Origin of the sequence: Curtobacterium sp. LFS079 (genome assembly GCF_047977865.1) — a bacterium.
Taxonomy (GTDB): Bacteria; Actinomycetota; Actinomycetes; order Actinomycetales; family Micrococcaceae; genus Arthrobacter.
In genome coordinates, this window is record NZ_JBFPFO010000005.1 from 143,995 (window position 1) to 156,780 (window position 12,786).

The window sequence follows — 12,786 nt, forward strand, 5'->3', positions numbered from 1 at the left end:
CACCGGGTCGCGCGCATCGGGAGGAGGGACGATGCGCACCTCTTAGCGAACCCGGAAACATGAAAACCCTGCCTCCCCAGCCCGCGGCGGCCAACGTCGCCACCCCATCCTCAGCTGCCGCAACCACCGCGGCCGCGTCCCCCCACGGTTCCGGCCTGCCCCGCCGTTCGCGCCTGCCCGGCCGCTTTGCCCGGCTCCCGGAACTCGCGGGCCCCGGATTTCTGCCGATCGCGCTCTTTGCCCGCCTCCCCTTGGCGATGCTGACTGTCGGTGCCCTCACCCTCGCGACGGCGGTGAGCCATTCCTACGCGATCGGCGGCCTCGCCGCCGGCGCCGTCGGCATCGGCTCGGCCGTAGGAGCACCGGTGCTCGGGTCCCTGGCAGACCGCGTCGGGCAGCGGATTGTCCTGCTCGTCGCCGCGGCGGTCAACACCTTGGCAGTTGTTGCCCTGATCCTCGCGGCCTACCTTACGCCGGGCTTTGGCACCCCGGCCGACGGTGCCGCGGTGGTCATCACCGCTTTGCTTTCCGGCGCCAGCTGCCCCCAGGTCGGTCCGATGGCCCGCGTGCGTTGGATGGCGCTCACCACCCGCGAGCTGACTGCCAAGGAACCCGGCGGAACAGGCGGGGAGCCCGGGACCGGCCGTGCCCCGGGCAGCGTCGCAACCCGGCGCGCCGAGCTGGACACCGCGTTGTCGTACGAGGGCACGGCCGACGAATTCACTTTCGTCCTCGGACCTGCCCTGGTCGGCCTGCTGGCGAGCATCTTCGTTCCCTGGCTCCCGCTGGCCCTCGCCGCCGTCCTAACGGCGACCCTCGTTCCGGCGTTTGCCGTCCATCCTTCACATCTGGCCGTGGTGGCGGCCAGGCGCAAGGCGGAGGCCGGCGTCGGGCAGCACCCGGAAAAGAAGCCGGGAGTCCGGGCCGGGGCGCTCGCCTGGCTCAAGGTGATGGTGGCTGTGCTCGCGATGGTCTGCATGGGCACGTTCTTCGGCTCCCTGCAGAACGCGCTCAGCGCCTTTTCCGCGCAGTTCGCGACGGCGGAAATCGCCGGCCTGATGTACGCAGCCATGGGCCTGAGCTCGGCCGTTGCCGCGCTTTCGGTGGCCTACTGGCCCCGTCGTTTCGAGTTGACGGCCCGCTGGATCTCGGCAGCGGCGCTGATGGCGGCACTCTCGCTGCTGTTGTTCCTGCCTGCCGGAATCTGGTCGATGGTGGTGGTCCTGCTGGTGCTCGGCATCCCCGTGGGCCCGGTGATGGTCACGGTGTTCAGCATCGGCGGGTTGGTAGCGCCGGCTGGCCGGATGGCGACGGTCATGACGGCCCTGGCCAGCGGCATCGTCGCCGGTACGGCACTGGGCGCCTTCCTGGCCGGGCAGATGGCGCAGAGCCAGGGCTTCACGGCCGCCTTCGTGGTCTCCCTTGCATCAGCGGCGGCGCTGGCCGTGCTTGGTGCGTTTGCCGGGGTGTTGCTGCGGAGCGGCAAGGCGAAGCAGGCCGACGGCGGCCGGGGCCCGGGAGCCTAACCCTCGTTGCGGTACCCCGTGGGGGAGTTTCCGAACGCGGCCCGGAAGATCCGGCTGAAGTGCGCTGCGTCGGTGAATCCCCAGCGGGCCGCGATGGCGGTGACAGGCCGGTCCGCCAGCACGGGGTCGCGCAGGTCGCGGCGGCACCGCTCCAGGCGCCGCTGGCGGATGGAAGCGGCCACGGTGGTGCCTATTTCCTGGAACAGATCGTGCAGGTGCCGGGTCGAAATGTAGTGGGCCGCGGCGATGGATCCGGGGCCCAGCGCGGGGTCGCCGAGGTTGGCTTCGATGTAATCGTGGATCCGGCTGAGCAGCACCTGGTGGGGATCGCGGCCAGTGTCCACCAGCTGGTCCAGTTCACCGTTGAACAGCGTGGTGACCAGGTCCAGGGCGTTGTGGGCCAGCCGCAGGCCGTTGGTGCCGGACAGGGCTTCGAGGTTATCCGCCAGCCGGACCAGGAACGGGCTGATGAGTTCGCCCAGGCCCTCGTCGCCCGGCATGCGCAGCGCCGTCACGTGTTCCATCGCGCCTGCCGGAAGGTCCAGCTGTTCGTGCGGGAACATCAGTACAAGGCTGCGGAAGTCGCCGTCGAAGCGCAGTTCGTAAGGCCGCGAGGTGTCATAGATGGCCAGGTCCCCGGCCGCCAGGACCGCTTCGCGCTCGTCCTGGATCAGGGTTCCCGTGCCGGTGAGCTGGATGCTGAGCTTGAAGTAGCGTGCGGCGGACTTGGCGATCAGGGCCGGAGTGCGGACCACGGTGTGCCGCCCAGCCGTCACCTCCACCACCGAGATGTTGCCCAGGACCCGTGACCGCATGGTTCCGTGGAATTCCGTTGCCCCGTTGTCCCGGACCATCAGCGGCACAAAGGACTTCGAAATGGCACGGTTCCAGTCCTGGAAACTGTCTGCCACGACGGTGTGCACTGCGGAGGCGGCGGTTTCGGCCACGGCAGTCATGGAACTCCTTCTAGCGGCCCCGATGTGCGCCGGTGGCCCTCTGGGAACGGGAGCCGGCGGGTGTGAGCTTGCCCGCAATTCTACACTTCAGGAAAGCTGGCTTTCGATCCGTGCCGCGCTTGCCGCGAGCGCCTGCCCGACGGCTGCCTCATCCTGGTCGCGCCGGATGTATACGACGGCGATCGCGGCCGGGCGGCCGCCCGGAACATGGATGGGTGCGGCCAGCGAGGAAAGCCCCTCGATGACCTCGTCGTGGCTTGCCGCGTAACCGAGCCGCTGGGCCTCGGCGGCCTCCACACGGTAGGGCAGTCCGGGCGCCAGGGCGTTCCATTGCTCCGGGCTCATGGTTGACTGGATCGCGATTCCCGGAGCCCCCACGTTCGCGGGATGCCGTGTGCCGGGATGCTGGACCAGGGTCGCAGCAGAGTGGCGCGGCTCCACTGTCACCAAGGTGACGCAGTCCTGGTGGTCCCACACGGCAACGAAGGCCGTCATGTTGTACGTGTTGGCAAGCTGCGTGAGTTCGGGAAGGGCCGCCGTCTGGAGGTTGCGGGACACCCCGCGGGCGAGGACGGCAAGGCCGGGTCCCGGCTGCACGCGGCCGGCGTCGTCACGGACCAGCAACGAATGGTCCTCCAAGGTGCGCAGGATGCGGTAGGCCACGGAGCGGTGCACGCCGAGGGCCGCGGCGAGCTCGGCGATCGTGAGGGAACGTTCGGCGGCCGCCAGGATTTCGAGTGCCTGGATGCCGCGGGACAGGGTCTGCGACGGCGACACCGTTGCGGCGGTCTCGTTCCGGCTGCTCGCCGCGTTGGGAGACATCATGGGCTCCATCCTATGGCCGCGGTCCGCGCAATGGCCGTCCGCCGACCCCGACGCGGCCCTCCGCCGACCGCGACGCGGCGGCTGTGGGATTCCCGCCGGCAGGCTGCGGGGCGCAGGAGGACGTGTTGCGCCTCACAGTCCATGTAGTACGCTATTCCAACTGACCGTTCTGTCGGTAATTCAAACCGCGGACCTGGCCTCCCGCACCCCCACCATCGGAGTTTCAATGACTGCAACTTCATCTGTCGATGCCCCCTCAGGTCCCAGCAGCAAGCGTGAAGAACGCAGGGTGCTTGCCGGAACCCTGGTAGGCACCACCATCGAGTGGTATGACTTCTTCATCTTCGCCCAGCTCACGGCCACCCTGCTCGGCCCGCTGTTCCTCACGCCGCTGAACGAGTCCAATCCGGGCCTGGCGCAGATCCTGTCGTTCGCCACCATCGGCATCAGCTTCCTGTTCCGCCCCCTTGGCGCCTTCGTGGCGGGCCACCTTGGTGACCGGCTGGGCCGCAAGGCGGTGCTGGTCATGACCCTCGTGATGATGGGCGCAGCCACCGCGCTCATCGGCCTGCTGCCCGGCTACAGCGCCATCGGCGCCTGGGCTCCGGTGCTGCTGATCGCCCTCCGCGTCATGCAGGGCTTCTCCGCCGGCGGCGAATGGGGCGGTGCCGCGCTGATGGCTGTGGAACACGCGCCGGTTTCCAAGCGCGGCCTGTTCGGCGCCTACCCGCAGATCGGCGTACCCATCGGCATGATCCTGGCAACCGGCCTGCTCACCATGCTGAAGTCCGGGATGTCCGAGGCCGACTTCACGGCCTGGGGCTGGCGCGTCCCGTTCCTGCTTTCCGTGGTGCTGATCGTGGTGGGATACCTGATCCGCCGGGCCGTCGGCGAGAGCCCCGTGTTCAAGGAGATCGCCCAGCGCAAGGCAGAGAGCCGGGCGCCCCTGGGTGAGTTGTTCCGAAGGAACTCCAAGGAAGTGGTGCTGGCTGCGCTGATCTTCATCGCCAACAACGCCGCAGGCTACCTCCTGATCGCCTTCTTCATCTCCTACGCCAACAAGGCGCTCAAGATGCCGTCCGCCCAGGTGCTCCTGGCCACTACGCTGGCATCCTTCGGGTGGCTCATCTTCACCATGGTGGGCGGCTGGCTGTCGGACAAGATCGGCCGCGTGAAGACCTTCCTGGCCGGCTATGCGATCGTGTTCGCCTGGATGATCCCGATGTTCGCCCTGATCGACGCGAAGGACATCGTGCTCTACGGAACGGCGCTCTTCGTGCTCACCATCGGCCTGGGCCTGTCCTATGGCCCGATGTCCGCAATGTACGCCGAGATGTTCCCGGCCCAGGTCCGCTACTCGGGCATTTCGATCGGCTACGCCCTGGGCTCCGTCCTTGGTGGTGCCTTCGCACCCGTGATCGCCCAGGCCCTCCTGGACAACACCGGCTGGTCCGGCTCCGTGGGCATCTACATCATGGTGCTGTGCGTGATTTCCGCTGCCGGCGTGGTGCTCGCAAAGGAAACCAGGGGCCGCCCGCTGGGCTTCAGTGCCCACTGACGGCAACCCGGCAGCAACATGGCCGGGGGGGGCGGCCCGGAGGGCCCCCACCCCTTTGCTGCCGGCCGCCGAGGCTAGCCGGCTTCCCGGAGGAGTTTCACGGCGTCGTCGTCGCTCAACTGTTCGAAATGCTCATAGAAGGAACCCACCGCGCGGAACTTGCCAGGCGTGTAGAGGGCAAAGGAGAGGTCGCAGACCCTGGCGATCGAGGCCTGCGCCTCAAGGGAGGCGACAGGGACCGCGGCAATCACCGCCGCGGGACCGCCGGCCCGGACACCCTCGATTGCCGCCCGCATGGTGGCCCCGGTGGCCAGGCCGTCGTCGACAAGCACCACGGTTTTGCCCGCGACGTCGAAGCCCACCCGCGGGTAGCTGTCCACCCGGCGGAGCAGTTCGGTGCGCTCGCGGGCCTCGACGGCGTCCACCGCCTCCCGGCTGATGCCATGCCGGAGCATGCGGTCCAGCAGGGGGCGGTTGAGCATGCGGACGATCCTGCCGTTGGACCACGCCAGGGCACCGAAGGCGGTTTCGTCGCGGCCCGGAATGCCGAGCTTGCGCACGAGCACCGCGCCGTAAGGCTGATACAGGCTGGCGGCAGCGGAAGCGGCCACGGGAATCCCGCCCCTGGCCAGGCCAAGCAGGATAGTGTCCGGGCGCTCCCGGAGTTGCGGAAGGGCGGCGGCGAGGCGGTGCCCGGCCTCCGTCCGGTCCTTGAAGCGCATGCCCATCAGACCGTCCGCTCAGACGCCGAGGAAACCAATGGCGGCGTCCTTGAACGCGCGGCTGGTGATGGCGTTGGCGTGGTTGCGCCCTGGAATGAGCAGCTGCTCGGCCATGCTGCCGGAGCGGGCGGCAATCGCGGCCAGCTCGGGCATGGTGGCCGCCCGTTCGTCCTTTTCGCCGGCCACCAGCAGCACCGGCATGTGGGGCGCGGCCTCGGCGGGGTCGAACGGTTCGCCCTTGATGGCCTCGATGAGGGACAGCAGGGCAAAGAGGTCGTTGCTCGGCAGCAGCTGGGCCATCTTGAGCAGTTCCGCCGTCGACTCATCCGCGATCGGCGTTCCGTCGGCGAGGTGCCGCTGCGCCGCCGCAAGGTCGAAGGCCGCCAGCGGATCTTCCGTGTTCGGCCCGCCGAGCACCACTCGGTGCACGAGTTCGGGCTGGGTGGCGCCGAACTCCCAGGCGAGCCGGGAACCCAGTGAGTAGCCCACTACGTCCAGGCCGCTGGAAGGATCGCCGTCGCGCAGCGGGCGGGCGCCGGCGTCGGACACTATCTGCAGCAGGTCCGCCCGGATCCTGCTCGGAGTGTAGGAATCCAGGTCTTCGGGCGAGCCGCTGCGCCCGTGCCCGGGTAGGTCCACCACGATGACCCGGCGCCCGGCCTCCTGCAGTGCGGTGACCCAGCCGGTGTCGGACCAGTTGAGCTTGCCCGAGGAGGAGAAGCCGTGGATCAGCAGGACGGGGCGGAGGCCGGCATCCTTGTCTTCGGCGGGCTCATGGACCTCGACGAACAAGCCCGGGTCGGTCCCTTCCACGGTGTGGTGGAGTTCTCCTGTGTGCCTGCCCGTCATGGCCTCAGTCCTCATCATGTACGGCGCCCAGGCGTACCCGGCGCTTCGGTGCGTCTTCTGCTGGAACAGTGCCCACGATACCCCCGAACAAGGGGAAGCCGCGTCAGTTTGCGTGGCTTGTTGCCCGGGCGGCCTTGACCCGTTCGCCTACCCGGCAGGCGGCCGCGATGCCCGCAATCAAAAGGAAGGTGGCTACCAGCTGTCCGGCGCTTTCCGGGTTGGAGAAACCGACCGCGAAGACGATCGCCAGCAGCACCAGGCCGAAGACAGTGAGGGCGGGGAAGCCCTTCATGCGCAGCGGCAGCTCGGTGCCCTCGCGGTCGGCCCGCCGGCGCAGGATGAGCTGGGAAACCAGCGCGCTGCCCCAGACCACCAGGCAGGTGGAGCCCACCAGGTTGAGCAGGGCGGGCAGCACCTTCTCCGGGAAGAGCAGTTCGAGCACCGTGGCGATGAAACCGAAGGCAACCGAAACCCCGACGGCGGCCATGGGAACCTGCTTGCCGCGCAGCTGTGAGAGGAAGGCCGGGGCCTCGCCGCGCTCGGACAGCGAGAACACCATGCGGGACGCCCCGTAGAGGTTGGCGTTCAGTGCCGAAAGCAGGGCGACGACGGCGACGAGCGTGATCGCGGTTCCGGCACCCGGGATGCCTGCCAGGTCCAGGACGCCAGCGAAAGGCGACTTGAGGCCCTCCGAGCCGGTGGGAAGGACGGCAGCGATGACGAAGACGGAGCCGATGTAGAACACCAGGATGCGCCAGAGCACCGTGCGGATTGCCTGCCCGACGCTGTGGACAGGGTCTTCGGTCTCCGCAGCGGCGACGCTGACGATCTCGGTACCGCCGAAGGCGAAGATGACCACGAAGAGGGCGGCCGCGATGCCGCTCCAGCCGGCAGGGGCGAAGTTTCGGGTGATGTTTCCAAGGCCGGGGGAGGTGGCTCCGGGGAGCCAGCCGAAAAGCAGGGCCGCGCCAATCAGGAGGAAGACCACGATGGCGGCGACCTTCAGGATGGCGAACCAGAACTCGAATTCACCGAAGCTGCGGACGCCCGCCAGGTTGATGGCGGTGAAAAGGGTCATGAACACCAGGGCAAGGATCCAGACCGGCACCACCGGCCATACCGAAAACAGGAGGCCGGCGGCGCCGAGTGCCTCCGCAGCGATCACCACCACCAGCTGCAGCCACCACAGCCAGCCCACCGTGGAGCCCGCGGTTTTTCCCATGGCCTTTTCGGCGTAGACGGAGAAGGCGCCGCTGTTGGGGTTCGCTGCCGCCATCTCGCCCAGGGCCCACATCACCAGGATGATCAGCGTGCCCGCCACGAGATAGGAGATCAGGACGGCGGGCCCCGCGGCCTGGACTCCGGCACCCGAACCCAGGAACAGTCCGGCGCCGATTGCGCTGCCCAGGCCCATCATGGTCAGCTGGCGCGGTTTCATCGCATGGCCAAGGCCTGTCGAAGGAGTGGATGGGATAACACCAGTGGACTTCGTTGTCATTCGTGTATGCCTTGTTTTCCTCGGATTGTGTACTTGCCCTTAGGGGACTTGTCGAATTTACCGCGTTTCGGTCCGGACAGAAACATTTGGCAAGAGCGGGGCCGGGTCCTACCATTAGTTAGAGTCATCTTGACCATAACTAATCCAGCCGCCAGGCGGGCACCAGGCAAGGAAGCGGGTGAAAGGTGTTCACGAACTCGGCCAATGTCTCCGAGCGCCGGCTCGCGCCGCCGTCGCTGGCCATCTCCACGGTGATCTTCGCCCTGCGCCCCAGCGAAAGCTCGGGCCGGCCCACCTTGTGGCTGCCGCTCGTGCGGCGGATCCGCGAGCCGTTCAAGGAGATGTGGGCGCTCCCCGGCGGGCCACTCACCCATGACGAATCGTTGCAGGACGCCGCCTCCAGGAACCTGCTGGAGACCACGGGCCTGGCCCCCGAATACGTCGAGCAGCTCTATGCCTTCGGTGGCCTGCACCGTTCGCCGAGCCAGCGCGTGGTCTCGATCGTCTACTGGGCACTGGTCCAGCCCACCGAGGCTGCCCTGGCCGACGAGTCGGAAAACGTCCGCTGGTTCCGCGCCGACAAGCTCGACCAGCTCGCCTTCGACCACAACGCGATAGTGGACTACGCCCTGTGGCGGCTGCGGAACAAGATGGCCTACGGCTCCATCGCCTACCACTTCCTCGGTGAATACTTCACGCTCGCCCAGGTCAGGGAGGTCTACGAGGCCGTGCTTGACCGGCCGTTGGATCCGGCCAACTTCCGGCGCCAACTCAAGTCCGCGCCGGAGATCGAAGAAACCGGCGAATACCTCCAGGGCTGTAAACACCGCCCGCCCCGCCTCTACCGCTTTACCGGAACACCCGGCCTCGGGCCAGACAACAGGAGCACACCATGAGCAGCGTCAACACCGCCATCCAGCTGATCACCCGCGAGGAAGCGGAGAATGGCCGCTCCGTGGCCGGTTCAACGTGCAGCCCTGCCCTCGCCAAGGGGCCGTGGGAGTACGACCTCGCCGAGTCCCGCGCCGGAATCCCTGCCTACGGACCCGGCGCGTCCAGTGCCGATGCCGCACCGCGCAGCACTCCGCGCCAGGGCCAGCTGCCGGAAGAATACAAGCTGGCCAGCGACGCCGAACTCGACGCCCGCATCCGCGCCGCCAAGGAGAAGCTCGGCAGCAGGGCCGTGATCCTGGGCCACTTCTACCAGCGCGACGAAGTGGTGCAGTACGCGGACTTCGTCGGCGACTCCTTCCAGCTGGCCAACGCCGCCCTCACCCGTCCCGACGCCGAGGCGATCATCTTCTGCGGCGTGCACTTCATGGCCGAAACCGCGGACATCCTCTCCGCCCCGGAGCAGGCCGTGATCCTGCCCAACCTCGCAGCCGGCTGCTCCATGGCGGACATGGCGGATGAAGACTCTGTGGAGGAGTGCTGGGAACAGCTCGAGGAAATCTTCGGCACCGAGCCCGACGACGCCGGCCGCGTCCCGGTCATCCCTGTCACCTACATGAACTCCTCCGCAGCCCTCAAGGCTTTCTGCGGGCGCAACGGCGGCATCGTCTGCACCTCCTCGAACGCGAAGACCGTGCTTGAATGGGCCTTCGAACGCGGCCAGCGCGTGCTGTTCTTCCCGGACCAGCACCTCGGCCGGAACACCGCCAAGGCGCTGGGCGTCCCGCTCGAGCAGATGCCCATGTGGAACCCGCGCAACGAACTGGGCGGCAACGACGAGCAGGCCCTGCTCGACTCCCGCGTGATCCTGTGGCACGGATTCTGCTCGGTCCACAAGCGCTTCAACGTCGCCCAGATCGAGAAGGCCCGCGCCGATTACCCGGGCGTCAATGTCATCGTGCACCCTGAATGCCCCATGGAGGTCGTGGACGCCGCGGACGGCGCAGGTTCCACCGACTTCATCAAGAAGGCCATCGCGGCGGCCACCGAGCCCACCACCTTCGCGGTCGGGACCGAAATCAACATGGTGAACCGACTCGCGGCAGAAAACCCGCAGCACACCATTTTCTGCCTGGACCCGGTCATCTGCCCGTGCTCCACGATGTACCGCATCCACCCCGGCTACCTCGCATGGGTGCTGGAGGAACTCGTCGAAGGACGCATCGTCAACCGCATCACCGTGGACGACTCCGTGCAGGCCAACGCCAAGATTGCGCTTGAGCGCATGCTGGCGGCCCGCCCCTGATCCCAAACGCCGGAATGAGGCTTACATGACTGCACATGGCCTTGCAGCAGGGCGCCCTGCTGCAGCACAGCGGCGCAAGCGCTTGATCGTCGTCGGGAGCGGCATCGCCGGGCTGTACTCCGCACTGCTCGCCGCCGAGGGCGGCGCCGACGTGGTGCTGCTCAGCAAGGGCGCGCTCGCCGACAGCAACACCTACTTCGCGCAGGGTGGCATTTCGGCCGTCCTGGACGAACCGGCGCCCGGGGACACGGTCGCGGCGCACATTGCCGACACCCTCAAGGCCGGCGGCGGGCACTGCGATGCGGAAGCCGTGCGGGTGCTGTGCACCGAGGCGCGCCTGGACATCGCCGGACTCGGGCGCTTCGGTGTCCGTTTCGACCTGGACGACGACGGCGACCCCGCCCTGGGGATCGAGGCCGCCCACTCCGCCCCGCGCATCCTGCACGCCGGCGGGGACGCCACCGGCGCCGGAGTCGCCCGGGCGCTCATCCGAGCGGTCCTGGACGCCCAGGCTGCTGGCCGGATCCAGGTGATCGGCCACGCGCACGTGACCTCCTTGTCCCAGGATCTTGGCCGCGTCACCGGGGTTAACTTCATCCACGACGGCCGCGCACTGGGCTGCCACGCCGACGCCGTGCTGCTGGCCACCGGGGGAGCAGGCCGTTTGTTCGCCAAGACCACCAACCCTTCGGTGGCCACCGCGGACGGGCTGGCCCTTGCCTGGCGCGCCGGGGCCAGCGTTGCGGACCTCGAGTTCTTCCAGTTCCACCCCACCAGCATGGTGCTTGCCGAGGACGCCCGGGAACCTTCGGGAAGCGAGCCCTTGCTTATCTCCGAGGCGGTGCGGGGCGAAGGCGCCATCCTGGTGGACGCACACGGCGAACGGTTCATGCCCGCCTACCACCCCGACGCCGAACTGGCCCCGCGCGACGTCGTCTCCCGCAGCATCGCCCTGCACCTGGCAGCCCTCGGCGAGCCCAACGGCCACGTCTTCCTGGACGCCCGCGTCATCGAGGAACGCCACGGCCAAGGCTTCCTTGCCCGGCGCTTCCCGACCATTACCGCGCGCACCCGCGAAGCCGGCGTCGACTGGACCCGCGAACTGGTTCCCGTGGCACCGGCGGCCCACTACTGGATGGGCGGTGTGGTGACCGACCTGCACGGCCGGACTTCGGTGCCCGGCCTGCTGGCCGCCGGCGAAGTGGCGTGCACCGGAGTGCAAGGCGCCAACCGGCTGGCCAGCAACTCGCTGCTTGAGGGACTTGTGTTCGGGCGGCGGGCCGTCGAAGGGTTCCTGGGTGGCGGTTCGACAGATCCCTCGGCGCCTGCGCTCCGGTCTCGCGTCGGCGAACGCCTCGCAAGCTCGGCGGCCGACCCGGACCGTCACGCAACAACGGCGCTTGCGGGACCTCCCGAACCGCCCGCTGATCAGGTGGCATTCGCACGGGGTGCCCTGCGACGCCTTATGACGGCCAAAGCCGGGGTGCTTCGCAGCGGTACGGATCTGGACGAAGCGGCAGCCGCCCTGAGCTCCTGGGCGGATGTTGCGGATCCGGAAACGATGCCCGATTCTCTGGACCCCCGGGAACACGAGGACGCCAACATCCTGCTGGCGGCACAACTGCTGGTGCACGCCGCCCGGGAACGGCGGACCTCCCTGGGTGCCCACTACCGCAACGATTCGCGGGAGGAAGCCGCCGCCGTCGACGATCCTGCTGCCGAAATCACTGACAAGCGTTACACCATGAGCCGGAAAGCGAGCTTGATCCTTGACTAGCCTGTCCCTCCCCGCAGCCGCCGTTCGCGACATCCTTGAGCGCGCGTTCGCCGAGGACGCACCCAACGGGGACATCACCTCCCAGCTGCTCATCCCGGCCGAGGCCCGTGCCACTGCCCTGCTGAACGCCCGCGTGCCCGGCGTCTTCAGCGGCGGCACCGTCTTCCGCGACGCCATGCTCCTGATCGACCCGGAAACCGAGGTTGAGCTGCTGGTGCAGGAGGGAGCAGCGTTCGACGCCGGGACGCACCTCGCCCGGGTCAGCGGCCGGGCCCGCTCGGTGCTGCTTGCCGAGCGCGTGGGCCTGAACCTGGTCCAGCGGATGAGCGCGATCGCCACGAAGACCGCGGAGTTCGTCCGGCTGGTCGAAGGCACCAACGCCCGGATTACGGACACCCGCAAGACCACTCCGGGGCTCCGGGTCCTGGAACGCTACGCGGTGCGCTGCGGCGGGGGAGCGAACCACCGCTACAGCCTGTCCGACGCCGTGCTGGCCAAGGACAACCACCTGGCCGTCATGACAGGAGGGGACGCAGGCAAGCTCACCGCACTGCTGGCGACGGCCAAGGCGCAGCTGGGCCACACCACCCATTTCGAGGTCGAAGTGGACAGCGCCGAGCAGATCGAACCCGTGCTGGCCGCCGGCGTGGACACCATCATGCTGGACAACTTCAGCATCGACGAGCTCCGTGCCGGCGTGCAGCAGGTGGCAGGCCGGGCCGTCGTGGAAGCCAGCGGCAACGTCAACCTGTCCACCGTGGCGGACATCGCCGCCGCCGGTGTGGACGTCATTTCAATCGGCGGGCTGACCCACAGCGTCGCCGCCCTGGACCTGGGCCTGGACGTCAGCCTGGACGTTCCGGCGGACGTTTCCTAGG

Annotated in this window: 11 protein-coding genes; 6 read left to right on the forward strand and 5 right to left on the reverse strand. The window is 68.3% G+C overall.

Annotated features, from left to right (window positions below; genetic code table 11):
• Window positions 1–59 precede the first annotated feature (59 nt).
• Window positions 60–1,526 carry an MFS transporter gene (locus tag ACNQPB_RS10765; RefSeq protein WP_498751522.1) on the forward strand — a complete coding sequence of 489 codons (1,467 nt, stop codon included), beginning with the start codon at window positions 60–62 and terminating at the stop codon, window positions 1,524–1,526.
• Here the strand turns inward: ACNQPB_RS10765 and ACNQPB_RS10770 are convergent.
• Window positions 1,523–2,482 (reverse strand): AraC-like ligand-binding domain-containing protein, encoded by a 960-nt coding sequence (locus tag ACNQPB_RS10770; RefSeq protein WP_498751524.1) that lies wholly within the window; start codon window positions 2,480–2,482, stop codon window positions 1,523–1,525. The genes ACNQPB_RS10765 and ACNQPB_RS10770 overlap by 4 nt on opposite strands.
• Window positions 2,483–2,569: 87 nt before the next feature.
• Window positions 2,570–3,304: an IclR family transcriptional regulator gene (locus ACNQPB_RS10775; RefSeq protein ID WP_498751794.1), complete on the reverse strand. Its 735-nt coding sequence runs from the start codon at window positions 3,302–3,304 to the stop codon at window positions 2,570–2,572.
• A gap of 229 nt (window positions 3,305–3,533) precedes the next feature.
• Between ACNQPB_RS10775 and ACNQPB_RS10780 the strand changes: the two genes are divergently transcribed.
• Window positions 3,534–4,865: an MFS transporter gene (locus tag ACNQPB_RS10780; RefSeq protein WP_498751526.1), complete on the forward strand. Its 1,332-nt coding sequence runs from the start codon at window positions 3,534–3,536 to the stop codon at window positions 4,863–4,865.
• 74 nt (window positions 4,866–4,939) lie between these two features.
• Here the strand turns inward: ACNQPB_RS10780 and ACNQPB_RS10785 are convergent, their stop codons facing one another.
• The 3 genes from ACNQPB_RS10785 to ACNQPB_RS10795 all read right to left on the reverse strand — a co-directional run bounded on the left by ACNQPB_RS10785 (window position 4,940) and on the right by ACNQPB_RS10795 (window position 7,934).
• Complete coding sequence (locus ACNQPB_RS10785; RefSeq protein ID WP_498751528.1) at window positions 4,940–5,593, reverse strand: phosphoribosyltransferase; 654 nt, start codon at window positions 5,591–5,593, stop codon at window positions 4,940–4,942.
• A gap of 12 nt (window positions 5,594–5,605) precedes the next feature.
• On the reverse strand, window positions 5,606–6,436 hold the full coding sequence (locus ACNQPB_RS10790; protein ID WP_498751795.1) for an alpha/beta fold hydrolase: 831 nt from the start codon (window positions 6,434–6,436) through the stop codon (window positions 5,606–5,608).
• 103 nt (window positions 6,437–6,539) lie between these two features.
• Entirely contained in the window at window positions 6,540–7,934 is a 1,395-nt protein-coding gene (locus ACNQPB_RS10795; protein WP_498751529.1) for an amino acid permease, read from the reverse strand.
• Between the two features lie 185 nt (window positions 7,935–8,119).
• On the opposite strand from ACNQPB_RS10795, the gene ACNQPB_RS10800 reads away from it, so the two are divergent.
• Genes ACNQPB_RS10800 through nadC form a run of 4 tightly spaced genes read left to right on the forward strand, consistent with a single transcriptional unit; the run spans window position 8,120 to window position 12,785 of the window.
• On the forward strand, window positions 8,120–8,830 hold the full coding sequence (locus ACNQPB_RS10800) for an NUDIX hydrolase (RefSeq protein WP_498751531.1): 711 nt from the start codon (window positions 8,120–8,122) through the stop codon (window positions 8,828–8,830).
• The gene (gene nadA / locus ACNQPB_RS10805) at window positions 8,827–10,131 is read left to right on the forward strand and encodes a quinolinate synthase NadA (protein WP_498751533.1); all 1,305 of its coding nucleotides are present in this window, start codon (window positions 8,827–8,829) and stop codon (window positions 10,129–10,131) included. Before ACNQPB_RS10800 ends, nadA begins: the two co-directional genes overlap by 4 nt.
• A 25-nt stretch (window positions 10,132–10,156) precedes the next feature.
• Window positions 10,157–11,908: an L-aspartate oxidase gene (gene nadB, locus ACNQPB_RS10810; protein ID WP_498751535.1), complete on the forward strand. Its 1,752-nt coding sequence runs from the start codon at window positions 10,157–10,159 to the stop codon at window positions 11,906–11,908.
• Complete coding sequence (gene nadC / locus ACNQPB_RS10815; RefSeq protein ID WP_498751537.1) at window positions 11,901–12,785, forward strand: carboxylating nicotinate-nucleotide diphosphorylase; 885 nt, start codon at window positions 11,901–11,903, stop codon at window positions 12,783–12,785. Before nadB ends, nadC begins: the two co-directional genes overlap by 8 nt.
• The last annotated feature ends 1 nt before the right edge of the window (window position 12,786 follow it).